Source organism: Nocardia sp. NPDC051833 (assembly GCF_040681225.1).
Lineage (GTDB): Bacteria > Actinomycetota > Actinomycetes > Mycobacteriales > Mycobacteriaceae > Nocardia.
Genome location: NZ_JBFAYK010000001.1, coordinates 1,836,286 through 1,862,150 on the forward strand (window position 1 = coordinate 1,836,286; position 25,865 = coordinate 1,862,150).

10 protein-coding genes (1 of these 10 running past the window's edge) are annotated in these 25,865 nt (G+C 71.6%); 4 read left to right on the plus strand and 6 right to left on the minus strand.

Annotation, left to right across the window (positions count from 1 at the left end; genetic code table 11):
* From AB0L91_RS08125 to AB0L91_RS08135, 3 genes are all read right to left on the minus strand, one after another.
* Positions 1-15,453 carry the 5' portion of a non-ribosomal peptide synthase/polyketide synthase gene (locus tag AB0L91_RS08125; RefSeq protein WP_365008198.1) on the minus strand. The gene continues 28,278 nt to the left of window position 1, outside the view, so the window shows 15,453 of its 43,731 coding nt (coding positions 1-15,453); its start codon is at positions 15,451-15,453; its stop codon lies beyond the left edge, outside the window.
* A gap of 388 nt (positions 15,454-15,841) precedes the next feature.
* Positions 15,842-16,612 carry a precorrin-4 C(11)-methyltransferase gene (cobM, locus tag AB0L91_RS08130; RefSeq protein WP_365008199.1) on the minus strand — a complete coding sequence of 257 codons (771 nt, stop codon included), beginning with the start codon at positions 16,610-16,612 and terminating at the stop codon, positions 15,842-15,844.
* Positions 16,613-16,811: 199 nt separating this feature from the next.
* Positions 16,812-20,279, minus strand: coding sequence for an Ig-like domain-containing protein (locus tag AB0L91_RS08135; protein WP_365008201.1), 3,468 nt, complete (start codon positions 20,277-20,279; stop codon positions 16,812-16,814).
* Positions 20,280-20,488: 209 nt separating this feature from the next.
* Here AB0L91_RS08135 and AB0L91_RS08140 point away from each other — a divergent pair, with 209 nt between their 5' ends.
* Positions 20,489-21,220: a DUF3105 domain-containing protein gene (locus AB0L91_RS08140; RefSeq protein WP_365008203.1), complete on the plus strand. Its 732-nt coding sequence runs from the start codon at positions 20,489-20,491 to the stop codon at positions 21,218-21,220.
* Here the strand turns inward: AB0L91_RS08140 and AB0L91_RS08145 are convergent.
* Genes AB0L91_RS08145 through AB0L91_RS08155 form a run of 3 tightly spaced genes read right to left on the minus strand, consistent with a single transcriptional unit; the run spans position 21,192 to position 23,512 of the window.
* On the minus strand, positions 21,192-21,617 hold the full coding sequence (locus AB0L91_RS08145) for a PPOX class F420-dependent oxidoreductase (protein ID WP_365008204.1): 426 nt from the start codon (positions 21,615-21,617) through the stop codon (positions 21,192-21,194). The two genes, AB0L91_RS08140 and AB0L91_RS08145, sit on opposite strands and share 29 nt — an antisense overlap.
* A 51-nt stretch (positions 21,618-21,668) precedes the next feature.
* Complete coding sequence (locus tag AB0L91_RS08150) at positions 21,669-22,286, minus strand: response regulator transcription factor (RefSeq protein ID WP_355273633.1); 618 nt, start codon at positions 22,284-22,286, stop codon at positions 21,669-21,671.
* Positions 22,283-23,512: a sensor histidine kinase gene (locus AB0L91_RS08155; RefSeq protein WP_365008206.1), complete on the minus strand. Its 1,230-nt coding sequence runs from the start codon at positions 23,510-23,512 to the stop codon at positions 22,283-22,285. The genes AB0L91_RS08150 and AB0L91_RS08155 overlap by 4 nt, the downstream gene beginning before the upstream one ends.
* A gap of 129 nt (positions 23,513-23,641) precedes the next feature.
* On the opposite strand from AB0L91_RS08155, the gene AB0L91_RS08160 reads away from it, so the two are divergent.
* From AB0L91_RS08160 to AB0L91_RS08170, 3 genes are read left to right on the plus strand one after another with little or no spacing between them, the layout of a single operon-like run.
* Positions 23,642-24,694: an ABC transporter permease gene (locus AB0L91_RS08160; protein ID WP_365008209.1), complete on the plus strand. Its 1,053-nt coding sequence runs from the start codon at positions 23,642-23,644 to the stop codon at positions 24,692-24,694.
* A gap of 11 nt (positions 24,695-24,705) precedes the next feature.
* Entirely contained in the window at positions 24,706-25,416 is a 711-nt protein-coding gene (locus AB0L91_RS08165; RefSeq protein WP_365008212.1) for an ABC transporter ATP-binding protein, read from the plus strand.
* Between the two features lie 50 nt (positions 25,417-25,466).
* A complete protein-coding gene (locus tag AB0L91_RS08170) occupies positions 25,467-25,859 on the plus strand; it encodes an NYN domain-containing protein (protein WP_365008214.1) in 393 nt (130 codons plus the stop codon).
* The last annotated feature ends 6 nt before the right edge of the window (positions 25,860-25,865 follow it).

Genomic DNA, 25,865 nt, shown 5'->3' on the forward strand with positions numbered 1-25,865 from the left:
GTCACCGGAGCGGTACAGGCGCGAGCCCGCCTGGTTCGGACCGGCGAGGGGGTTGGCGACGAAGCGGGTGGCGGTCAGGTCGGGGCGGCCGAGGTAGCCACGCGCCAACTGCGGTCCGGCGACATACATTTCACCCGCGACGCCGACCGGCACCGGCCGCAGGCGGTTGTCGAGCACGTACACGCCGAGCCCGGCGATGGCCCGGCCGACGACCGAACCGGCCGCGGCGGCAATGGTTTTCGCGTCGAGCGCGCGGTAAGACACGTGCACCGTGGTCTCGGTGATGCCGTACATGTTGACCAGCGTCGGCGCGCTGTCACCGTGCCGGGCCACCCAGTCGGAGAGCCGGCGCAGCTCCAGCGCCTCGCCACCGAAGACGACGTAGCGCAGGGCCAGCGGCGCCAGGCCGGGTCCGGCGATCCGGTCGGCCTCGGCGAGCTGGTAGAACGCCGAGGGCGTCTGGTTGAGCACCGTGACCTGCTCGACCCGCAGCAGTTCCAGGAACTGCTCGGGCGAGCGCGAGGTGTAGTAGTCGACGACGATCAGCGAGCCGCCGAACAGCAGCGGACCCCACAGCTCCCACACCGAGAAGTCGAAGGCGTAGGAGTGGAACAGCGTCCACACATCGCGCGGGCCGAAGCCGAAGTCGCGATCGGTGTTGGCGAACAGGCGCACCACGTTCCGGTGCGCGACCGCGACGCCCTTGGGGCGGCCGGTCGAGCCGGAGGTGTAGATGACGTAGGCGACGTTGTCCGGCGACAGCGGCGCGATCCGGTCCGCGTCGGTGATCGGCTGATCGTCGGCGTCCTCGATATTGCCGGTCTCCACGGCGAAGCCGTCGAGCACCACCGAGGGCAGGTGCGCGGGCACCGTCACCTGGACGGTGGAGTCGAGGACCACGCTGGTGGGGCGGGAATCCTCGAGCACGTAGGCGATGCGCTCGGCCGGGTAGGTCGGGTCGACCGGCACGTACCCCGCGCCGGTCTTGACGACGGCCAGCAGCGCGACGACGAGATCGAGCGAGCGCGGCAGGATCACCGCGACCAGCGATTCCGGGCCGGCGCCGTCGTCGATCAGCCTGCGCGCCAGCACATTCGCGCGGCGGTCGAGCTCGGCGTAGGTGAGCGACTCGACGCCGAACTTGGCGGCGATGCGGTCCGGGTAGGCCGCGGCGGCCGCGTCGAACAGGTCGACCAGCGTGGTGTGCTTGTTGCCGAACAGGCCGCGACGGTGACCCGCCGGGGTGCTGGCGTCGTGGATCACCGGCAGGGCGATGGCGTCGGCGCCGGAGGACACCCAGCGCTGCGCGACGTCGCGCTGTTCGGCCTCGCCGAGCAGGTCGATGTCGCCGACGATCACGTCCGGGTTCTCGGCGACGCTGCGCAGGATGCGCACCAGGCGGTCGCCGAAGGCGGCGACGGTCTCGGCGTCGAACAGATCGGTGGCGTAGTTCCAGGACATGGCCAGCGAGCCGTCGGCGGCCTCGCCCACGGTCAGCTGCACGTCGAATTTCGCTGTGCCCGGGTCGAAGTCGACGACGTCGAGGTCGAGGCCGGGCAGCGCGACGGTGCCGGTGTCGGCGGCGGTGGCCGCCTCGAAGGTCAGCGCCACCTGGAACAGCGGGTGGTGGGCCTGCGAGCGGGTCGGGCTGAGCACGTCGACGAGCCGCTCGAACGGCACGTCGGCGTTGGCGAAGGCCGACAGGTCGACCTTGCGGACCTGGTCGAGCAGGTCGCCGAAGCTGCCGCCGAGGTTCACCTCGCTGCGCAGCACCAGGGTGTTGACGAACATGCCGACGAGGTCGTCGAGGGTGCGCTCGCCACGACCCGCGATGGGGGTGCCGATGGCGATGTCGGTGCTGTTGGACAGGCGCGCCGCCCAGGTGGCCAGCGCGGCGTGCATCACCATGAACAGCGTGACGCCGTGCGCGCGGGCGATCTCGGTCAGCGCCTGATGCAGCCGGGCGTCGACCGAGAAGCGGTACAGGTCACCGGCATTGGTGGCGATCTCGGGACGCGGGCGGTCGGCGGGCAGCTCGATCTGGTCGGGCAGGTCGCGCAGTTGCTCGGTCCAGTAGGCGATCTGGCTCGCGGCGACCGACTCGGGATCGGACTCCTCGCCGAGCACCTCGCGCTGCCACAGCGTGTAGTCGGCGTACTGCACCTCGAGCGGCGCCCACGCGGGGACCTCGCCCCGGACGCGCTCGGTGTAGGCGACCACGACATCGCGCAGCAGCGGGCGCAGCGAGAAGCCGTCACCGCTGATGTGGTGCATGACCAGCACGGCCACATGGTTGCGCTCGTCGACGCGCAGCAGGCTGGCGCGGAACGGCACCTCGCGGGTGACGTCGAAGTGCACGCTCGCCAGTTCCACGACACGGGCGACGACCTCGTTCGCGGTGACCGGCTGGGCGGGCAGCGCGAAGCGGACCTCGTCGGCGGGCAGGACCTGCTGGTAGCCGGCGCCTTCGAGCTCGGGGTAGAAGGTGCGCAGCGACTCGTGCCGCGCGGTCACATCGGCGATGGCCGCTTCCAGCGCGGCGACGTCGAGGTCACCGGTGAGGCGGATGGCCACCGGGATGTTGTTGACGGCGGTGCGGTTGTCGAAGCGGTTGAGGAACCACATTCGCTGCTGGGCCTGCGACAGCGGCACCAGTTCGGGACGCGGCTGCGGCACCAGCGGGATGCGCCCGCCGCGGCCGGTGGCGGTCTCCACGCGGGCCGCCAGCGAGGCCACGGTCGAGGCCTCGAACAGCGCGCGCAGCGGCACCTGGGTGTCGAGCGCCTCGGACAGGCGCGCGGCGACCCGGGTGGCGACCAGTGAGTTGCCGCCGAGCTCGAAGAAGTCGTCGTCGAGGCCGACCTGGCCTGCGCCGAGGACCTCGGCGAAGGTGGCGGCGACGATCTGCTGCACCGGGGTGACCGGCGCCTGGAAGGTGCGCGCGGCGAACACCGGCGCGGGCAGCGCCTTGCGGTCCAGCTTGCCGGAGGCGTTGAGCGGGAAGGCGTTCAGCACCACGTAGGCGGCCGGGACCATGTACACCGGCAGCTCGGCGCCGAGGGCGTCCTTGACCGCGTCGGTGTCGACGATCGAGCCCTGCTGCGGGATCACGTAGGCGACCAGCTGATCACCGGTGCGCTCGTCGGCGCGGACCACGACCACCGACTGGGCGATCTGCGGCAGCGCGGTGAGCGCCGACTCGATCTCACCGAGCTCGATGCGCAGACCGCGCAGCTTCACCTGGAAGTCGGTGCGGCCCAGGTATTCCAGCTCACCGGCCGGGGTCCAGGTGACGAGGTCACCGGTGCGGTACATGCGCTCGCCGGGCGCGAACGGATCGGCGACGAAGCGGTCCATGGTGAGGTCGGGGCGACCCACATAGCCGTGCGCCAGCTGCACGCCCGCAAGATAGAGCTCACCCGCGACACCCACCGGAACGGGCCGCAGGCGCGAATCCAGCACGTAGAGACGGGTGTTGAACACCGGGGCGCCGATCGGCACGGTATCGGTGTCGGCGTCGGTGACCTCGTGATAGGTCACGTCGACCGCGGCCTCGGTGGGGCCGTACAGGTTGTGCAGCGCGGCGCCGGTCAGCTCGCGCAGGCGCTGCGCGGTCGGCGACGGCAGCGCCTCACCGGAGGCGAACACATTGCGCAGCGAGACACAGTCCGCGGCAAGGGGTTCGGTGACGAACACGGCCATCATCGACGGCACGAAGTGCACCGTGGTGACCTGCTCGGCCGCGATCAGGCGGGCCAGGTAGGCCGGGTCGCGATGCCCGTCCGGCTTGGCCACCACCAGGCGCGCGCCGACCTGCAGGGGCCAGAAGAACTCCCACACCGACACGTCGAAGGTGGCGGGCGTCTTCTGCAGCACCACGTCGTCGGCGGCCAGGCCGTAGGCGGCGTGCATCCAGACCAGGCGGTTGACGATCGCGGCGTGGCTGACCGCCACACCCTTCGGGCGACCGGTCGAGCCGGAGGTGAAGATGACGTAGGCGGTGTTGTCCGAGCGCAGCGGACGATGCCGGTCGGCGTCGGTGACCGGCTCGGCCGACTGACCGGACAGGTCGAGCTGGTCGATGCGCACCTCGCGCCCGGCCACGCCGGGCAGGCTCTCGCCGGAGGTCAGCACGCAGACCGGCTGCGCGGTCTCGAGGATGTGCTCGATGCGCTCGGCCGGGTGATCGGGGTCCAGCGGCACGTACGCGCCACCGGCGGCGGACACGGCGTACATGCCGACCAGCAGGTCGATCGAGCGCCGCATGCCCAGGGCCACATACGATTCCGGGCCGACACCGGCGTCCTTGAGCCAGCGCGCCAGCTGACGCACCCGCACCGCGAACTCGGCGTAGGACAGACTCGTCGCATCGAACGTGAGCGCGGTCGCGTCGGGCGTGCGCGCGACCTGCGCCTCGAACAGGGCGTTGAGGGTGGCCGGGTCGTCGTCGCTGGGGGTGCTCAGCGCGGCGTCGACGGCGAATTCGGTGTCGTTCCAGCGGTCGAGCACCAGGGTGCGCTCGGCGGCGTCGAGCAGTTCGATGTCACCGACGACGACCGCCGGGTCGGCAACGACGCCCTCGAGCACGCGTAGCAGGCGCGCGCCGAAGGTGGCGGCGAAGCCGGCGTCGAAGAGGTCGGTGGCGTAGACGAGTTCGGCCTCGATGTGGCTGTCGTCGTCGGCGGGCACCTCGCTGAGCGCCAGCTGCAGATCGAACTTGGCCACGTGCTGGTCGATACCCAGCTCGGAGACGGTGAGGCCGGGCAGTTCCAGGGTGGTGCGGCCCAGGTTCTGGAACGAGAGCATCACCTGGAACAGCGGGTGCCGCGCCTGCGAGCGGGCCGGGTTGAGCACCTCCACCAGGCGCTCGAACGGCACGTCGGCGTGCGCGAAGGCGGCCAGGTCGTGCTCGCGGACCCGGGCCAGCAGTTCGGTGAACGAGGCGGCCGGGTCGACCTGCGCGCGCAGCACCAGGGTGTTGACGAACATGCCGACCAGGTCGTCGAGCGCCTGCTCGCCACGACCGGCGACGGGGATGCCGACGGCGATGTCCTCGGTGCCCGACAGCCGCGACAGCAGCACCGCGAAGGCGCTGTGCACCACCATGAACAGCGTGGTGCCGTGCTCGTGGGCGACCCGGTTCAGCGCGTCGACGAGCTCGCCCGGCACCTCGAAGCGGTGCGTGCCCGCCTGGTAGGTGGCCTGCGCCGGCCGCGACTTGTGGCCCAGGCGCAGCTCGTCGGGCAGATCGGCGAGCGCGCCGCGCCAGTAGTCGAGCTGCTCGGAGATCAGCGAGGTGGGATCGGTCTCCTCGCCGAGGGTCTCGCGCTGCCACAGCGCGTAGTCGACGTACTGCACCGCCAGCGGCGGCCAGCCCGGCTCGGCGTTGGCGGTGCGCGCCACGTAGGCGGTCATCAGGTCGCGCACCAGCGGGCGCAGCGAGAAACCGTCGGAGGCGATGTGGTGGACCACCATCACCAGCACGTGCTCGCGCTCGCCCAGCTCGTAGACCCGCAGGCGGACCGGGGCGTGCGCGGTGACATCGAAACCGCGCCGGGCGAACTCGTAGAGCGAGATCGCCATGTCGGTCTCGTCGGCCTCGACCAGTTCCAGGTCGGGGATGGAGACCGCGGCGGCCAGCACCTTCTGGAAGGCGGTGCCGTCGTGCGAGGGGTAGACGGTGCGCAGCGACTCGTGCCGGGCGATGACGTCGGCGACCGCGCCGCGCAGCGCGGGCAGATCGAGCAGGCCCTGCAGGCGCACGGCGACCGGGATGTTGTAGGTGCCCGCGTCGCCGGTGTCACCGAGATCGAAGCGGTTGAGGAACCACATCCGCTGCTGTGCCAGCGACAGCGGCGGGTGCTCGGGCCGCGGCCGCGCGGTGAGCTCGGCACGCACGCCGGTGCCTGCGTGCGACTCCACCCTGGCCGCGAGCGCGCCGACGGTCGGCGCCTCGAACAGGGTGCGGACGCCGACCTCGGCGTCGAGGGCCTTGCTCAGGCGGGCCGCGACCTGGGTCGCGACCAGCGAGTTGCCGCCGAGGGCGAAGAAGTCGTCGTCCACGCCGACACGATCGGCGCCGAGCAGGTCGGCGAAGATCTCCGCGACGATCTCCTCGATCGGGGTCGACGGCGCACGGAACACCTTGGCCTCGAACACCGGCGCGGGCAGCGCCTTGCGGTCGAGCTTGCCCGAGGCGTTGAGCGGGAACTCGTCGAGCACGACGAGCGCGGCGGGGACCATGTACGCGGGCAGCTCGGCGGTGATGCCCGCCTTCACGGCCGCCACGTCGATGCCCGAATCCGCTTCGGGCACGACATAACCCACGAGCTGGTCGCCCGCGTGCGCGTCGGCGCGCACGACCACGACCGACTGCGCGACGCCCGGCTGCGCGAGCAGGGTCGCCTCGATCTCGCCGAGCTCGATCCGCAGACCGCGCAGCTTCACCTGGAAGTCGGTGCGGCCCAGGTAGTTCAGTTCCCCGTCGCGGGTCCAGGTGACGAGGTCACCGGTGCGGTACATGCGCGAACCGGCCGCGCCGTACGGGTTGGCGACGAAGCGGTCGGCGGTGAGATCGGCCCGGTTGAGGTAACCGACGGCGAGCTGATCGCCCGCCAGATACAGCTCACCCGCGACACCGGGGGCCACCGGGTGCAACCGCGAATCCAGCACGAACACCTTGGTGTTCCACACCGGACGGCCGATCGGCACCGACTCCACGTCGGTGTCGACGACCTCGTGATAGGTGACGTCGACCGCGGCCTCGGTGGGGCCGTACAGGTTGTGCAGGCGAGCGCCGGTCAGCTCGCGCAGGCGCTGCGCGGTCGGCGCGGGCAGCGCCTCACCGGAGGCGAACACCTGACGCAAGCGGACCGCGTTGCCGTTGCCGTTGCTGCCGAGGGTGGACACGAACACCGACAGCATCGACGGCACGAAGTGCGCCGTGGTGATGCCGTGCTCGGCGATGACCTGGGCCAGGTACACCGGGTCGCGGTGGCCGTCGGGCTTGGCGACGACCAGGCGCGCGCCGGTCTGCAAGGGCCAGAAGAACTCCCAGACCGACACGTCGAAGGTGGCCGGCGTCTTCTGCAGCACCGCGTCGGCGCCGTCGATCGGGTACTCGTGCTGCATCCACAGCAGGCGGTTGACGATCGCGGCGTGGTCGACCGCGACGCCCTTGGGGCGGCCGGTCGAACCCGACGTGAAGATCACGTAGGCGGTGTTGGTGGCGCGCAGCGGCTGGGTGCGCTCGGCGTCGGTGATCGGCGCCGAGCCGAAATCGGCGGGCGATTCGATGTTCTCGACGGCGAGCACGGTGACGCCGTCGGCCTCGAACGCGTCGCGGCGGCTGGTGAGCACCAGTTCCGGCCGGGCGGTCTCGAGGATGTGGCCGATGCGGTCGGCGGGCTGGTCCGGGTCCAGCGGCACGTACGCCGCGCCCGCCTGCAGCACCGCGTACATGGCGACGACGAGTTCGGTGGATCGCCGGATGGCCAGTGCCACATGCGCACCCGGGCCGACACCGTCCGCGATCAGCCTGCGGGCGATGCGGTTGGCGCGCTCCTGCAATTCGCGGTAGCTCAGCCGCTCGTTCTCGAAGACCAGCGCGACCGCGTCGGGGGTCCGCTCGACCTGGGCGTCGAACAGCGAGACCAGGGTGCCGGCGGGCACCGGGCGCGCGGTGTCGTTCCAGTCGACGAGGACCTGCGCGTGCTCCTCGGGCGCGAGCAGATCGATGTCGCCCACGGCGACCTCGGGATCGGCCACGATCGCGGCGAAGATGTTGTCGAGCCTGCGCGCGAACGCGGCGACCGTCGACTCCTCGAAAAGGTCGAGGGCGTAGGAGAACTCGGCCGACATGCCGCCGGCCTCACCGTCGGTGTCCTGCACCTCGGTCAGGGTCAGCTGGAGGTCGAACTTGGCCAGCTGGGAGTCGTAGTCGATGCCGCTGACCGACAGGCCGGGCAGCTGCAGCGAGGCCTGCTTGTTGTTCTGGAACGACAGCATCACCTGGAACAGGGGATGGCGCGCCTGCGACCGCGGCGGGTTGAGCACCTCGACGAGCCGCTCGAACGGCACGTCGGCGTGCGCGAACGCCTGCAGGTCGGTCTCGCGGGCCTGGTCGAGCAGGGCCGCGAAGGAGGTCGCGCCCTCGACCTGGCTGCGCAGCACCAGGGTGTTGACGAACATGCCGACCAGGTCGTCGAGGGCCTGGTCACCACGGCCCGCCACCGGCGTGCCGATGGCGATGTCGCTGGTGCCGCTGGCGCGGGCCAGCAGCACGGCCAGCGCGCTGTGCATGACCATGAACAGCGAGGCGTTGTAGCGGCGGCCCAGTTCCACCAGGGCACGCTGGGTGTCGCCGGAGATGACGAAGCTGTAGGTGCCACCGCGGTAGCTGGCCACCGGCGGGCGCGGGTGGTCGGCCGGGAGCACCAGCTCGTCGGGCAGATCGGCGAGTTCGCGGGTCCAGTAGTCGATCTCGGAGGAGATCAGCGACTGCGGGTCGTCCTCGGAGCCGAGGACCTCGCGCTGCCAGAGCGCGTAATCGGCGTACTGGACCGGCAATTCGGCCCAGGTCGGCGCCTCCCAGGAGGTGCGCGCGGCGTAGGCGACGATGACATCGCGCGACAGCGGCGCCATCGACCAGCCGTCGGCGGAGATGTGGTGCACCACCATGCCGAGCACGTACTCGGTCTCGCTGATCTCGAAGAGCCGTGCGTGCAGCGGCACTTCGCTGGTCACGTCGAAGGCCATCGAGGCCAGGTCGATCAGGTGATCGATGAGGTTGTCCTCGGTGACCCGGTACGGGGTCAGGTCGGGGACGATCTGCGCGGCGTCGAGCACCACCTGCACCGGGCCGTTGCCCGACTCGGGGAACACGGTGCGCAGCGACTCGTGCCGGTCGATCACGTCGATGACCGCGACCTGCAGCGCGGCCACGTCCAGCTCGCCGGACAGGCGGATCGCGACCGGGATGTTGTTGACCGCCGAGGCGGTGTCGAAGCGGTTGAGGAACCACATGCGCTGCTGGGCCAGCGACAGCGGCACCAGGTCGGGCCGCTCGCGGGCGACCAGCGCCTTGCGGGCACCGTCACCGGCCTGGGACTCCACCCGCGCGGCCAGCGCCGCCACGGTGGGGGCCTCGAACAGCATGCGCACGGGCACCCTGGTGTCCAGGGCGATGCCGATGCGGGAGGCGACCTGGGTGGCGATCAGCGAGTTGCCGCCCAGCTCGAAGAAGTCGTCCTCGACGCCGACCCGGGACAGCTCGAGCACGTCGGCGAAGACCTGCGCGACGATCTGCTCGATCGGGGTGGTCGGCGCGCGGAACTCGCGCACCTCGAACACCGGCGCCGGCAGCGCGCGGCGGTCGAGCTTGCCGTTGACCGTCAGCGGGATCGCGGCCAGCACCATGATCGAGGACGGCACCATGTAGGCGGGCAGGCGCTGCGCGACATGGTCGGTCAGCGCGGGCACATCGATCGAGCTGCCGGGCACCGCGACGACATAGGACACCAGCGAGGTGCTGCCGCCCTTGTTCTTGTGGCCGATGCTGACCGCGAAATCGACGGTCTCGTGCGAGGCCAGCGCGGAGTCGATCTCGCCCAGTTCGATCCGGAAACCGCGGACCTTCACCTGGAAGTCGGAGCGGCCGACGTACTCGACATTGCGGTCGGCGGTCCAGCGCACCACGTCACCGGTGCGGTACATCCGCAGGCCGGGCGCGTAGGGGTTGGCGACGAAGCGGTCGGCGGTCAGCGCGGCACGCGCGTGGTAGCCACGCGCCATGCCGACGCCGCCGATGTAGAGCTCACCGGCCACGCCCACCGGCACGGGGCGCAGGCGGTCGTCGAGGATCAGGGTGTGGACACCGCGGATGGGTCCACCGATGACGACCCGCTCCCCCGGGATCAGGCCCTCGGACAGGTTGGAGGCGATGGTGGTCTCGGTCGGGCCGTAGACGTTGCCCAGCATGCGGCGCGAACCGTCGGGCAGGCGCACCGCCCACTTGGTGACCAGCTCCGGCGGGACCGCCTCACCACCGGCGGCCAGCACCCGCAGGTGGTCCAGGCCGCGTGCGTCGAAGGTGGCCAGCGCGGCCGGGGTGACGAACGCGTGGGTGACCTCCTCGGTGATGAGGATGTCGCGCAGTTCCTCACCGCCGTAGACGCCCGGCGGGACCACGACGAGCGTGCCGCCGCGACCCAGCGCCAGCAGCAGCTCGAGCACCGACGCGTCGAACGACGGCGAGGCGAAATGCAGTGCGCGGGTGTCGGAGTCGAGCGAGTACAGGTCGATCTGCTCGGCGCAGAAGTTGGCCACGCTGGCGTGGGTGACCACCACGCCCTTGGGCACACCGGTGGAACCGGAGGTGTAGATCAGGTACGCGGGCTGGGCCGGATCGGTCGGGCGGACCAGCTCGCGCGGGGCCAGCGGCGCGTCGGAGATGTCGTCGAGATCGATGTCGTCGACCTCGATCCAGCGCACCGATTCCGGCAGCTCGTCGGCCTCGGAAGTGACCGTGATACCCACGGACACACCGGCATCGGTGATCATGTGCGCGATGCGGTCGGCCGGGTAGTTCGGGTCGACGGGCACGAACGCGGCACCGGTCTTGGCGACCGACCACACCGCCAGCACCGACTCCAGCGAGCGCGGCACCGCGACGGCGACGAAGTCCTCGGCGCCCAGGCCCTGCTGGATCAGCAAGCGCGCCAACTGGTTCGAGCGGCGATCCAGTTCGCCGTAGGACACAGCTGTCCCCTCGAACACCACGGCGGTGGCCTCGGTGTCGAGGGCGGCCTGCGCCATCAGCTGCGGCAGGGTGCGCGCCACCGCGGCGGGCGCGCCGTAGCGGGTGATCAGGTCGGTGCGCTCGGCGTCGTCGAGCACGTCGATGGCGCCGACGGTGACCGCAGGGTCGGCCAGGATCGCGTCGAGCACGCGCCGCCAGCGCAGCAGCAGCTCTTCCACGGTCGACTGGTCGAACAGGTCGACGGCGTAGGTGAGCACACCGGTCATGCCCGACAGCGAGCCGGTGACGGTGTGTTCCTCGGTCAGCGTCCACTGCAGGTCGAACTTGGCCATGTCGACCTCGACCTCGTCGGCGTCGACCGACAGGCCGGGCAGCTCCAGGGTGCCGTGCGACATCTCCTGGAACGACAGCACCACCTGGAACAGCGGATGCCGCGCTTGGGAGCGCGACGGGTTGAGCACGTCGACGAGCCGCTCGAACGGCACATCGGCGTTGGCGAACGCGCTCAGGTCGGTCTCGCGGGTGCGGGCGAGGAACTCGCTGAACGGCTGGGTCGGGTCGACGTCGGAGCGCAACACCAGGGTGTTGACGAACATGCCGATCAGGTCGTCGAGCGCCTGCTCACCACGGCCGGCGATGGGCGTGCCGACCGCGATGTCGGTGGTGCCCGACAACCGGGCCAGCAGCACGGCCAGCGAGGCGTGCATGACCATGAACAGGGTGACGCCGTTGGCGCGGGCCAGCGCGGCCAGCTGCTCGTGGGTCTGCGCGTCGATCTCGAAACCGACCCGGGCGCCACGGAAGCTCTGCTGCTGCGGGCGCGGGCGGTCGCTGGGCAGGTCGAGCTGGTCGGGCAGGCCGTCCAGCGCCCGCTGCCAGTAGTCGAGCTGGCGCGCGGCCATCGACGTGGGATCGCTCTCGGCGCCGAGCAGTTCGCGCTGCCACAGGGTGTAGTCGCGGTACTGCACCGGCAGCGGCGCCCAGCCGGGCGCCTCGCCCGCCGAGCGGGCCAGGTAGGCCGTGGCGACGTCGCGGGCCAGCGGACCGAACGAGAAGCCGTCGGCCGCGATGTGGTGGACAACGAAGGCGACCGCGAATTCCGGTGTGCCATTGGTCGTTCCGCCGGTCACCTGGTAGATCCGCACGCGGATCGGCAGTTCCAGGGTGACGTCGAAACCGGTGGAGGCGAACAGGATCAGCTCGTCGTGCAGCAGCGACTGATCGATCGGGGTCACCGTGATGCCCAGATCGAACTGGTCGGCGCCGAGCACCTGCTGGAAGCCGCCGTCGGCGTCGGGGAAGATGGTGCGCAGCGATTCCTGGCGCACCACGACGTCGTCGAGCGCCGAGATCAGCGCGTCGACGTCGACGCGGCCCTTCATCCGCACCACGAAGGGCAGGTTGTACGTCGGTGCGGCGGGGTCGAACTGGTTGATGAACCACATCCGCTGCTGGGCCAGCGACAGCGGCACCTGCTCCGGATGCGGCAGCGCCACCAGCGGCGGGCGCGCGGCGGAGATGTCGGCGGGCGTCGCCGATTCGGCCCGCGCGGCCAGCCCGGCCACGGTCGGGGTCTCGAACAGCGCCCGCACACCCAGCTGGATGCCGAACGCGGCGCCGATGCGGGCCACGACCTGGGTCGCGACCAGCGAGTTGCCGCCGAGTTCGAAGAAGTTGTCGTCGGCGCCGACCCGCTCCTGGGACAGCACATCGGCGAAGATGCCCGCCACGATCTGCTCGGCCGGGGTGCGCGGGGCGCGGAAATCGCCTGCGGCGGCGGTGAAGACGGGCTCGGGCAGGGCCTTGCGGTCCAGCTTGCCGGAGGTGTTGAGCGGGAACGCGTCGAGCACCATGATCGACGCGGGCACCATGTAGCTGGGCAGCTTCTCGGCGACGAACCTGGTCAGCGACACCGGATCGGCGGACTGGCCCGGCGCGGGCACCACATAGGCCACCAGCTGCTGACCCGTGGCGGTGTCGACCACCAGCACCGCGGCCTGGGACACACTCGGGTGCGCGAGCAGGTCGGTCTCGATCTCGCCGAGCTCGATGCGCTGACCACGGAACTTCACCTGGAAGTCGGTGCGGCCGATGTACTCGAGCACGCCGTCGGCGTTCCAGCGCACCAGGTCACCGGTGCGGTACATGCGCTCACCGGGCGCGCCGACCGGGTTGGCGACGAAGCGATCCGAGGTCAGGTCCGGGCGGCCGCGATAGCAGCGGGCCAGCTGACGACCCGCCAGATACAGCTCACCCGGGGCGCCGATCGCGGCCGGGCGCAGCCGCGAATCCAGCACGTACACTTCGACATTCCACTCGGGGATACCGATCGGCACCGTGACGGTGTCGGCCTCGGTGGCCTCCCAGTAGGTGACCGAGACCGCGGCCTCGGTCGGGCCGTACAGGTTGTGCAGACCGGCGGTGGAGATCGCGCGCAGACCGGCGGCGGTCTCCGGCGGCAGCGCCTCACCGATGACGAAAACCGCACGCAGCGTTTCGCATTGGGCCCGGGTGGCGTGCGAGACGAACACCGTCAGCATGGACGGCACGAAGTCGGTCACGGTGACGCCGTGGCGTTCGATCATGTCCGCGACGTAGAGCGGGTCGCGATGGCCGTCGGGCGAGGCGATGACCAGCTCGGCGCCGACCATCAGCGGCAGGAAGTAGCCCCACAGCGACACGTCGAAGGTGGTGGCGGTCTTCTGCAGGTAGACGTCGTCGGCGGTCAACCGGTACTCGTCGAGCATCCACAGCTCTTGGTTGACGATCGCGTGGTGGGTGACCGCGACGCCCTTGGGACGGCCGGTCGAACCCGAGGTGTAGATGACGTAGGCCGTGTTGTCCGGGCGCAGCGGCGCCAGGCGCTCGGCGTCGGTGATCGGGGTGTCGGCGAACGCGGCGGTGTCGAGGGTGTCAAGTGCGACCCTGGCCACCGTGCTCGGTAGGTCCAGGTCGTCGCCGGTGGTGGTCAGCACGCAGACCGGTGCCGCGGACTCGAGGATGTAGGCGGTGCGGTCGGCCGGGTGATCCGGGTCGATCGGCACGTACGCGCCACCGGCGCGCAGCACCGCGTGCATACCGATCACCAGGTCGAGCGAGCGGCGCATGCCGAGCGCGACCAGCGACTCCGGGCCGACGCCGTCGGCGATCAGGAACCGGGCCAGGCGGTTGACCCGCGCGCCGAACTCGGCGTAGGTCAGGGTCTCGCCCTCGAAGTTCAGGGCGATGTTGTCCGGGGTCAGCGGGATCTGCGCGTCCAGCAGCGCGGGCAGCGTGGTCGCGGGGACCTCGTGCGCCGAGTCGTTCCACTCGGTCAGCGAGCGCTCCAGCTCGGCGGCGCCGGTGACCGGCAACGACCACACAGTCGCGTCCGCGTCGGCGGCCAGGTAGCGGTCGAAGAACTCCAGGAACCGAGCGTGATGGGTCGCCGCGTCGGCCGCCGAGTACAGGTTCGGGTTGGTCTCGAAGTCGATGTGCGAGCGGGTGCCGCCATGCGACTGATAGAAGTTGACGCCCAGGTCTTCGATCGAGCCGGTGGAGAGCACGTTGAGGGTGCCGTCCATGTCGCCGAAGCGCAGCTCGTTGTCGAACAGCATGATGTTGACCCACGGGCCGAAGAACTCCGTGGCGACCATGCCCTCGCCCGCCGAATCGCGGCGGATGTCCTCGTGCCGGTACCGCTGGTGGCGCAGCGCGCCGGAGACCTCGGTGGTCACCGAACGCAGCAGCTCGGCCACGGTGGTGTCGTGGCCGACGCGCAGGCGCAGCGGCACGATGTTCGAGGTCACACCGCCGGAGCGGCGCATCACGGCGGTGGTGCGGCCGGTCACCGGGAGGCTCAGGATGACGTCTTCGGTGCCGGTGATCTGCGCCAGGTACGCCGCGAAACCGGCGATCAGCAGCGGGGCCGACGTGGTGTCGTGGCGGGCGATGGCCTCACCGAACAGCTCGTCCTGGGCGGGGCTCAGGGCGGCGCTGGTGACGTCGTTGACCGGCGAGGGCGGCGCGGAGCGGCCGGTGAGGCTGCTGCCCTCTTCCAGCCCGGCGACGCGCTGGGCCCAGTGCGCCTTGTCGGACTCGAAGCGAGAGCTGTCGCGGTAGGCGATCTCCGACTCGTAGAGCGCGCGCAGATCGGTGGCCTTGTTGGCAGGCGCGTCGACGCCGGTGACGGCCGCGGTATAGAGCTGTGCCGTGCGGGTGACGAAGTTGTTGGCGCCGAAACCGTCGAGCACGATGTGGTGGACGCGGGCGTACCAGTACCAGCGCTCGTCCTCGAGCTGCAGCGCGGCGGCCTGGACCAGGCGGTCGGCGACGATGTCGAGCGGGCGGCTGTACTCGGCGCGCATCCACGCCGCCGCGGCGGCCTCAGGGTCGGCCTCGTCGCGCAGGTCGACGTAGATCAGCGTGTCGTCGAGGGTGAGGTCGACGGTCTGCATCGGCTCGCCGTCGATCTCGACGATGCGCAGGAAGCCCGACTGCTGCTCCGCGGCGGCCTGCGAGCTGACCTGCTCGAGCACCGCGACATCGAGCCGGCCACGCAGGTCGACGAACTGGGCGATGTTGATCGGCACCTGTGGGTCGACGTGCTGCGCGTACCAGATACCCAGCTGTGCGGGCGAGAGCGGGAAGTACTCCGCAGAGACTCCACGTCCGTCACCAGTTTCGCCGTTTCCGCCGAAATCCAGCCGGTCCAACCCAAACCTCGCTTCCGGAACACCTGCGCAGGCGCTCCCCGACGACACCGGAACGCAGGCGCCTCACCTGTAGAACTAGCGAGGCGCCTGCGTCTCGGGTTCAGTTCTCGAAATCAATCAGGCAAAAAATGTCCATTGGCACTATCTGTCGGCCCGTCCGATCGGTTACATGGCCGAGACCATGCCCACGTCCGTCGGACCGGCAGCGCCGGTGTGCTCGTCGCAAACCATCGCACCAATCTACCGGTGCGCTCCCCCGGCAACCAACCACGTCCATAGCGACGCGGCATAGACCCAGGTAGACCGTCGCCACCCCGTTAGCTGACGCTTGTCTGCGTCCTCACATCGTCGCGAGAGCCCTTCTGCGCCGCGGGGAATGAGGCGTGGATCACACCAACCGGTCTGTCTCGACGGGCGCGCGGAGCCGGGCCGGGTCGTAGAGGTGGGACTGGGCGCAGTCGATCGCGGGGGTGAGGGCTCGGCCGACCAGGATGACGGCGGCTCGGCGGAGGTCGGCGGCTTCCACCTGGTCGGCGATGTCGGTCAGGGTGCCGCGCAGGATCAGCTGTTCGGGCTGGCTGGCGCGGTAGACCACGGCGACCGGGCAGTCGGGGCCGTACTCGTCGATCAGTTCCTTCGCGAGGACGCGCACGCGGGTGATCGCGAGGTGCAGGACCAGGGTGGCGCCGGTGGCGGCGAAGGCGGCCAGGGCCTCGCCCTCGGGCATCGCGGTCGAGCGGGCCTGGGTGCGGGTGAGGACGACCGATTGGACGACCTCGGGGACCGTCAGCTCGGTGCCCAGCGCGGCGGCCGCGGCGGCGTAGGCGGGGACGCCGGGGGTGATGTCCCAGGGGACGCCGACGGCGTCGAGGCGGCGGACCTGCTCGGTGAGGGCCGAGTAGATCGACGGGTCGCCCGAGCAGAGCCGGGCGACATCGTGCCCCGCCTGGTGGGCGCGCACGAGGTGGCCGGTGATCTCGTCCAGGTCGAGGCGCTGGGTGTCGATCAGCTCGGTGCCGGGCGCGCAGTGGGCCAGCACCTCGGGATCGAGATAGGTGCCCGCGTACAGGCAGACCGGGCTGTCGCGCAGCAGGCTCACCGCGCGCACCGTGAGCAGGTCGGCCGCGCCGGGGCCCGCCCCGATGAAGTGCACCGTCATGCCAGCAGCGTAGATCGCGGCCCGCCGCTTCCCGCCCGCGGTACCGGGCCGTGGGCGACCGTGGGATGTCGGCGGACAGGTCCGGCCCGGCGCTGTCGGCCACGCGGTCCGGTCCACCGCCGCGGGCCCGCCCCGTGGCCCACGGTAGGCGGCCGATGCGGTCGCACGGTTCACCCGAATCGGATGAACCGTGGCGCGCTCAGCGCGCCGCCGGCCGCACGAAGGTCGACGCGAGCTGCAGGTTGTTCCTCGGGTTCAGATCCGTGCCGGTGCTCGACACGTGCAGGAACGAGGTGATCAGCGCCAGCCGGCGTGGTGCCTCCAGCACGACGGTGAAGGTCCTGGTCTCGCCCGCCTCCAGGGTGGCGAGGCGGAACCGGACGTGGGTCGGCTGCGCCTCGCCGCCGCCCGGATCGATCAGCCTGCTCCAGCCCTGGGTCGACAATCTGGCCTCGACGCCGGTCGCCTGCCGACCGCCGACATTGGTGACGGTGACCGTCGCCGTCACCCGCTCGCCCGGGTCGGCGGTGCGTGGCACGTCGAGGCGCACGCCGACATCGCCGGGATGGTCGCCCGGTGACTGGCCCGCTCGCAGCACCCACAGCGTCGTCGTGCCGCGGCTCGGCGCGAGGCCGGTGGCCGCGTCGCCGGAGTAGTCGGCGGTGACCAGGTGGGTGCCGAAGCCGAGGTGGGAGACGTCGACATCGCGGGCGATCGCGCGGCCGTTGTCGACGGGAACCGGCGCGCCGAGCGGTTTTCCGTCGGCGGCGAACTGGACGGTGCCGGTGTCGACCTCGCCCGCGGGGTCACGGGCGACGGTGGCGGTGAGGTCGAGCTGTTCGAAGAAGGTGACCGGGTTGTGGTTCGCGGTCACCGTGGTCGTCGAGGTCGCGGTGTAGACGGTGAGGTCGGCCTCGGTCCGCGACTGGGCGTAGACGTCGTCGCCGAGATAGTGCGCCTCGACCGTGCCCGCACCGGCGCGCAGCGGCGGTGAACCCGCCGTGCCGTCGGCGGCGAGGGTGACCGGGTCACCGAGCGGCGCACCGTTCTGGGCGAACTGGATCGCGCCGGTGGGGGTCGGCGCGTCCGGCTGCGGCGTCGGCACGGTGACCGTCGCGCCGACGACCGCACCCGCCAGCACCGGTGGCGGCGGCAGCGTCAGATGGATCTCGGTGGGTACCTTCACCGACTGCACCAGCAGGCCGACGCTGCCGAACACCGGCGCGAAGACCCGGGTCGGGTCGTCGGCCAGGTAGGTCGCCAGCACGTGGTGGGTGCCCGGCGACAAGCCGCTGATCGCGGGCAGCGTCGCCACCCCGTCGACCAGCTCGATCGGTCCCGGTGTCGCGACACCGTCGATCTCGAAGCGCACATGCCCGGCCGGTGTGCCGAAGGCCGGTGTGGTGCCCGGCCGCTGGCCGACCTTCGCACTGAAGCTCACCGGCTGACCGACCTGCGAGATCTGGCCGGGCGCGCTGGTGGTCACCTCGATCTCGGTCGGCACCTGGTCGTCGTGCAAGCGGAACACGGCGCCACCGATCAGGTGGGCCGGGTCGTCGGTGGCCGCGGCCTGGACCAGGAAGCCGCCCGCCAGCTCGCCCTGCTGGGCGGCGGGCAGCGCGGTCAGGTTCACCTCGGCGAAGCCGTCGGCGTCGGTGCTCACCCGGGTGCTCTCGCCGCCGTCGGCGAAGACCGCCGCGCGCGGTTGCCCGGCGGGCATCGAGAAGGTGATCGACTTGCCCGCCTGCGGTCCGTGGATCGCGTCGACGAACCGCACCCGCAGCGGTTCGGCGAACGGCTGCCCCGAGTACGCGCTCTGGCTGTTGCCCGAGATCAGTTCCACCCGGCTGCGTTTCGACGGGATCGGGACGATCAACTGCACCTTGCCGTCGTTGAGGCGGTCGCGATTGCCGTAGCTGCCGTCGGGACCGTTGTAGAAGTGCGGCCGCTGCCCGGCGACCGGGACGACCATCGACTGGCCGCCCCCGCCACCACCGCCACCGCCGTCGTTCCCGTCCTGGGCGCCGTGCCCCTTGCCGCCGCCGTGACTGCCGCCACCGCCACCACCGCCGCCACCACCGGTGGAACTGCCGGTCGCGTGGCCGCCGTCGACGCCGCCTTCGCTGCCGCCCTCGCCACCGAAGCCGCCACCGAAGCCGCCGCTGGTGCCGTCGCCGGGGCGCGGACCGCCGCTGCCGCCGTCACCACCGTCACCGCTGAATCCGTTGCCGCCGCCACCGCCGCCGCCACCCGCGACGACGACGGGCTCGCTGTCGCGCGACGGCCTGGTCCCGCACTCGGCCGCGTTCTGGCTCACCGCCGACGCGCCGCCACCGCCCGCGCCGCTGTCGGACGCGCCGGAGTCGGCGGTGCCGCGCGCGCCGCCCTTGCCGTAGCCCCAGCCGCCACCCGATCCGCCGTAACGGCCGACATCGATCTTCAACTGCTTGCGTTCCTGCACCGCGATGACCGCCTGCACGCCGCTGCCCGCGCCGCCGGTGCCGACATCGCCGTAGTCGTGGCCGCCGCCCGCGCCCGCCGCGCCGAGCACGTCGGCGAAGATCTCGTCGACGCCGTCACCGACGCAGTAGTACTGCGCGGCATCGCCGTGCACGCCGAAGGTCGTCGTCCGGACGCCGTCGGCGGAGGTGAGGAACAGGACGTAGCCGTCGCCGGAGACCGAGGCCGTGGTCACACTCGCCTTCGACAGGCTCGCTGACGCGTAGGACGTCCCGCCACCACCGCCCGCGCCACCCGCACCCGGCGCCGCGTGCGGGCCGTGCGAGATCGGTGTCTGCGGCCCCGCGGCGCCGCCACAGCCACCACCCTGACCTTCGCCGCCCTGGTAACCGCCACCGCCACCACCGCCGCCACCACCGCCGCCGGTCGTGTCGAAGGTGTGGCCCGCGCCGCCCGCGCGGGGACCGCCGCAGGTGAGGCCGCTCGGTGTCGTGCCCGCCGGATTGTTCTCGCCCGCACCGCCGGTCCACGGCGGCCCTTCCTGCCAGCCGACCGCCGCGCTGCCGTCGCCGCCGTTCCCGCCGTCGCGCCGGGAGCCGCCACCGCAGTAGAAGAAGGTCGAATCCTGCACGGGCGACACCGAATAGCAGTCGGGCGCGTTGCCGCCCGCTCCGCCACCACCGCCCGCGACCAGCACCGGCGTGCTGTCGGCGCCGAGCACCGCCGAGGCGCCACCGCCACCGCCGCCGTCCCAGCCGCTCGAATACACCGTCCCGAAGTTGGTGACCTGATCGACCGCCTCGCCCCTGGCCCCGCCGGACGCGTACGGCGAGAACCCACCGTTCGCCCCGCCCGCGCACCCGACCTGGACCTGGAACTCCTGTTCCGGCGTCACCCGCAGACCACCGCTGACCTGACCGCCGAGCCCACCGATCCCGGTGAAATTCGGGTTCGGCGTCTGCCCCTGACCGCCGACCGCCTCGATATAGAGGCTCGTCGTCCCGGCGGGCACCCGGTAGGTCTGCGACCGCGCGCTGCAATAGAACACGTCGATCGCGAGTCCGGACTCGGGATCGTCGAAGTGCTCGGACGCGCGCTCGACGGGCGGACCCGGCGGCTGCGACTGCGCGAGGGTCGCGGTGCCGACGACCAGCACCGCGCCGAGGGACGCGGCCAGCCAGGCCCGTGTCGCAGTTCGTCCGGCCATGCCAGAGCTCCGTTCGCCAGCGCCGTTGCCTACGAAACTTGACGAAACGGTAGCGGTGGTTCCGGCCCCGGCCCGGCAGCGACGCGCGTTTTCCCGCTGGTCATCGGGGTTGTCGACGGCGCGATCCGGCGGGCGGGCGGTGCCGCGCGCGGCGGACAAGTAAGTTCGGACCCGACGGCGACGGCCGTCACGACGACAGGGGAACCGCGGTGCGGAATTCGGATACGACCACCGGCGCGCGCCGCGCCGCCACGGCGGCCATCGCGGTCGCCGCGCTCCTCGCCGCCGGCTGCGCGACCGGCGACAAACTCGACGGCACCGCCGTCGCCTCGACGGAGGCCTTCGTGCCGAGCGCGGACAACCAGGATCCGTCCCGCGAGATCCCCGGTGTCGAGATCACCGAGTTCCCGCCCGGGCTGCACGTGACCAGCACGCAGCGGGTCGCCTACCCCGTGATCCCGCCGCTGGGCGGGCCGCACGACAGCCGGTGGGCGGCCTGCGACGGCGTCGTCTACGCGACGGGCGTGCGCACCGAGAACGTGGTGCACTCGATGGAGCACGGCGCGGTGTGGATCGCCTACAACCCGGACAAGGTGAGCGCCGAGGACCGCGCGGCGCTCGCCGCGAAGGTGACCGGCAAGCCGTACACCCTGATGTCCCCGATCCCCGGCATGGCCCATCCGATCTCGCTGCAATCGTGGGGCCATCAGCTGAAGCCCGACAGCGCCGCCGATCCCCGGATCGACCAGTTCATCCTCGCCCTGCGCGAGAACCCCTACACCACCCCGGAACCGGGCGCGACCTGTTCGTCCCCGCTGTTCGACCGCAGCAACCCGCCGCCGTTCGACCCCACCGCGCCCGGCCCCGACGCCGTCGACCCGAACAGCGACGGCAGCACGGCCCCCGGCCTGCCTACGCCGTCACCTGGAAGTGGGCGATGATCTTGGTCGGCCGCACCCGCACGACCAGCTCCCCCGCCACCCCGTTCCGCTTGCCGAACTCCTCGGCCTGATCCGGACCCATGTAGCGCGCCGCGATCTCGGTCGCGGTCCGCACCAGCTCGTCGAGGTCCTCGGACAATGTCACCGTCCCCTGCACCTCCACCAGCGCGTACGGCGGTTCCTCCAGATCCACGCACAGCGCCACCCGCGGATCCCGCGCGAACGCCCGCCCCTTGGCCGTGTTCTTCCCGGTGTTGAAGACCAGCTCGTCCCCCTCGACGATGAACCACACCGGCGTCACCAGTGGCCGCCCGTCGGCTCCGGTGAACGCCACCTTGCCGGTTCGTGTGCCCTGGGAAAGGAATGCGCGCACCTGGGGATCAGCGAGTGAGGCCATGCGATCAGGGTAGGCGGATGTCCGGGCGAACTCGGGCTGCGACCGCGCGTGTCAGATGGCGCCCTGTTCGCGGGCCGTGGCGACCGCCGAGGTGCGGGACTTGACGCCGAGTTTGGCGTAGATGTGGACCAGGTGGGATTTGACCGTGGTCTCGCTGAGGAAGAGTTGTTTGGCGATGTCGCGGTTGGACAGACCCGCGGCGACCAGCCGCAGGACCTCGACCTCGCGGGGGCTCAGGGTGGTGTCGGCGCGGCGGACGCGAGTCATCAGGCGGGAGGCGACCGTCGGGGACAGGACGCTCTCGCCCGCGGCGGCCGCGCGGACGGCGGCGAGCAGTTCGGTGGGCGGGGTGTCCTTGAGGAGATAGCCGACGGCGCCCGCTTCGATGGCGCCGAGGATGTCGGCGTCGGTGTCGTAGTTGGTGACCACCAGGACGTTCGGCGGAGTGGGCAGGGCGCGCAGATCGGCAGTGGCGGCGGCGCCGGAGCGGCCGTCGCCGAAGCGCAGGTCCATCAGGACCAGGTCGACGGGGTCCGCCGCGCAGAACGCCACGGCCGCCTCCGCGTCGGCGACATCGCCGACGACGGTGATGTCGTCGGCCGACTCGAGCAGGGCGCGCAGTCCGGCCCGCACGATCGCGTGGTCGTCGGCGAGCAGCAGCCGGATCACGCGACCGCTCCCAGCGGGAAGGACACGGTGACCGCGGTGTGGCCCGGCTCGGATTCGATCGTCATCCGGCCGCCCTGCTGCTCGACGCGGCTGCGCATGGCCGCCAGGCCGAACGCCCCGGCGCGGGGTCCGGCCAGCACGGCGGGGTCGATGCCGACGCCGTCGTCGACGATGTCGAGGTGCACGTCGGTGTCGTCGTAGGTGAGGGTGACCCGCATGCGCGCGGCCCCGGCGTGCTGGACGACGTTGGCGACCGCGCTCTGCGCGATCCGCACCAGCGCGGCCTCCACCGGCATCGGCAGCCGCTCCGGCTCGCCCTCGACGAGCAGCTGGGTCGACAGCGCGGCCGACCGCGCGCGCTCGCAGATCCGGTCCAGCGCTTCGGCCAGCGACTGCCCGTCCAGCGCGGCGGGCGACAATTCGTCGATGAGCCTGCGGGTTTCGGCCAGGTCCTCGGCGGCGGTCTCGCGCGCGAGCCGGATCCGGTCCAGCGCTGGATGATCCGGCGCCGCCTGGTCGGCCGCGTGCAACAGCAGCTGGATACTGCTGAGCCCCTGCGCGACGGTGTCGTGGATCTCCTTGGCCAGCCGTTCGCGTTCGGCCAGTTTGCCCGCGGTGCGTTCCTGTTCGGCGAGAATCGCTCTGGTGCCGAGCAATTCGTCGATCAGCCGCTCGCGCTCCACCGCTTCGCGATACAGCGCCTGATAGCCCAGCCCGATGCCGATGGCGACCAGCGCGCCGAGCACCGGCCCGACCACCGCGCCCACCGACCAGCCCCGGTGCGCCGCGAATCCGACGACACCGACCGCCGTCGCCAGCACCACCGCGAGCAGATTCCACGGCCGCGGCAGCAGATGCAGGTAGAGGAAGAACAGGCCGAAGGCGAGATACACCGCGTCCGGCGTGAGCCCGAGCAGCGCCAGCCACAGCACGGTCAGCGCGGCCAGCCACACCCCCACCACCCGCGAATCCCAGCCGGTCGCGTCGGCGGCGCGGGCCGAGGCGGGGACGCCGGCGGCGACCCGATCCCCCGAACGCCGGGGCAGCTCGGTGCCCGCGAAGTAGACGGCCAGCCAGACCACGGTCAGCACGACGACTCCCACACCGTGCCCACCCCCGCCGGGTAGCAGCGCCCGCACCGCGACCACCACACCCAGCACCGTCACCAGCACATGCAGGCCGAGCCGCAGCGTGGTGACCACCGGGGTCAGGGGGGACGAGTGCACCCGACCAGCTTATGTGCGGCTACCGGACCGGCATCCATCGAAAGGTGTAAACGCGCACAGACCTTGGGTGGAGCGCGGTTCGTGCGCCGGTGCGATGGCGGGACGGCCGTCGACGGCGAGAGTGGAGGCATGTTCGTCGCACTCCGAGACCTGCGCGCCGCCCGCGGCCGCTTCCTGCTGATCACCACCGTCGTCCTGCTGGTGGCGGTGCTGGTCAGTTTCCTGAGTGGGCTCACCGCCGGGCTGGCGCACCAGAACATCTCCGCGGTGCAGGGCCTGCGCGCCGACCAGGTGGTCTTCGCCGAGACCGGCACCGATCCCTCCTTCGACTCCTCGGTGCTCACCGAGGAGCAGATCGCGCGGTGGCGCGCGCTGGGCGGGCTCGAGGTCACCCCGGTGGGCATCTCCCGGGCCCGCGCCGAGCACGCCGGCGCGAGCCCGGAGCAGGTCGCGTTGTTCGGCGGCGACCCCTCGGCGTTCAGCAATCACCCTGCTACCGCACCGGGCGCGGTGGTGCTGAGTTCCGGCGCTGCCCGCGAACTCGCCGCGGGCACCGGCGACACCGTGGTGCTGGCCGGGCACGAGTTCACCGTCGCCGACGTCGCGGGCGACGAGTGGTACAGCCACACCCCGGTGATCTGGACGAGCATGGCCGACTGGCAAGCCGCCAGCCCCCGGGCCGGCGCGGCGACCGTGCTCGCCGTGCTCGGCAACGACCCGCGCAACGGCATCGACGCCGAAGCCGGGACGCACACGGTGCCGGCGGCGAACGCGGTCGAGGCGATCGGTTCCTACCAGGCCGAGAACAGCTCGCTGACCCTGATGACCGTGCTGCTGTTCGCCATCTCCGCGCTGGTGATCGGCGCCTTCTTCACCGTGTGGACGGTGCAGCGCCAACCCGACATCGCCACCTTGAAGGCGCTCGGCGCGACCACCGGGTCACTGGCCCGCGACGCGCTGGCCCAGGCGGCGATCGTGCTCGTCACCGGGGTCGCGCTCGGCCTCGGCATCACCACGGCGGCCTCGCTGTTCCTCGGTGACGCCATGCCGTTCGTGCTGTCGCTGTCGACGACCCTGGTGCCCGCGGTGGCCCTGATCGCGCTCGGCCTCGTCGGCGCCGCTGTCGCGCTGCGCTTCCTGTTCACCACCGATCCGCTGACCGCGCTCGGCGCGACCCGCTGAAGGACCTCCCCATGGCACTCACCCTCACCGACGTCACCCTCACCTACCCCGACGGCGCGGGCAGGCTCACCGCCCTCGACCGGGTGAACCTGCACGTCCCCGGCGGCACCATCGCCGCCGTCACCGGCCCGTCCGGCTCGGGCAAGTCGAGCCTGCTCGCGGTGGCCGCGACGCTGATCCGGCCCGACGCGGGCGCCGTCGTCCTCGACACCGACACGGGCAGCACCGATCTCGCGACGCTGAGCAGGCGCGCGGCGTCGACGGTCCGCCGCACCGCGATGGGCATCGTCTTCCAGCAGCCGAACCTCATTCCCGCGCTGACCGCCCTCGAACAGCTGGAGGTCACCGCACACTTGGGCGGCAAGCGGCGGACCGGCCGGGCCGAAACCAGAACGCGCGCCACCGAACTGCTCGCCGCGGTCGGTCTCGCCGAGCACGCGGGCAAGCGGCCCGCCCAGCTCTCCGGTGGCCAGCGCCAGCGCGTCAACATCGCCCGCGCCCTGATGAACGACCCGGATCTGCTCGTCGTCGACGAACCGACCAGCGCCCTGGACACCGAACGCGGCGCCGCCGTCCTCGACCTGATCACCACCATCGCCCGCGCGCACCGGGCCGCGACGATCCTGGTCACCCACGACCCCACCCACCTGCACCGGATGGACGCGGTCTACCGGATGACCGACGGACGCCTGCGCCCGGTCGAGGTGCCCGCCCCCGCCTGATCCGGCGCGCCCGGCGAGCGCCGATCGCCCGCCGGGGGCAGACTGGACCGATGAGCGATCCGACCCAGCTGATCGTGGTCGACGCGGCCAATGTCATCGGCGCCAACGCCGACGGTTGGTGGCGCGACCGCGCGGGCGCCGCCCGGCGGCTGCTGTCGAGCATCGCGGACCTGACCACCCGGCTCCCGGCGTCGACCGCAGTGACCGTCGTCCTCGAGGGCGCCGCCAAGGCCGCCGCCGACGGCGCCGAACCGACCGCCCCGCGGCTGACCGTCGTCCTGGCCGACCGCTCCGGCGACGACAAGATCGTCGACGTGGTCGCCGGGGCCACCGGATACGACCGGGTCACCGTGGTCACCGCCGACCGGGAACTGCGCCGCCGGGCCGACGCCTACGGCGCGGATTCGGTGGGCCCGCACTGGCTGCTGCGCCAATTCGGCTGACCGACA

Excerpts from the sequence above, each read along its gene's own strand:
- cobM (WP_365008199.1), bottom strand. The coding sequence starts at position 16,612 with ATGACGGTGCACTTCATCGGGGCGGGCCCCGGCGCGGCCGACCTGCTC.
- AB0L91_RS08135 (WP_365008201.1), bottom strand. The coding sequence starts at position 20,279 with ATGGCCGGACGAACTGCGACACGGGCCTGGCTGGCCGCGTCCCTCGGC.
- AB0L91_RS08145 (WP_365008204.1), bottom strand. The coding sequence starts at position 21,617 with ATGGCCTCACTCGCTGATCCCCAGGTGCGCGCATTCCTTTCCCAGGGC.
- AB0L91_RS08160 (WP_365008209.1), top strand. The coding sequence starts at position 23,642 with ATGTTCGTCGCACTCCGAGACCTGCGCGCCGCCCGCGGCCGCTTCCTG.
- AB0L91_RS08165 (WP_365008212.1), top strand. The coding sequence starts at position 24,706 with ATGGCACTCACCCTCACCGACGTCACCCTCACCTACCCCGACGGCGCG.
- AB0L91_RS08170 (WP_365008214.1), top strand. The coding sequence starts at position 25,467 with ATGAGCGATCCGACCCAGCTGATCGTGGTCGACGCGGCCAATGTCATC.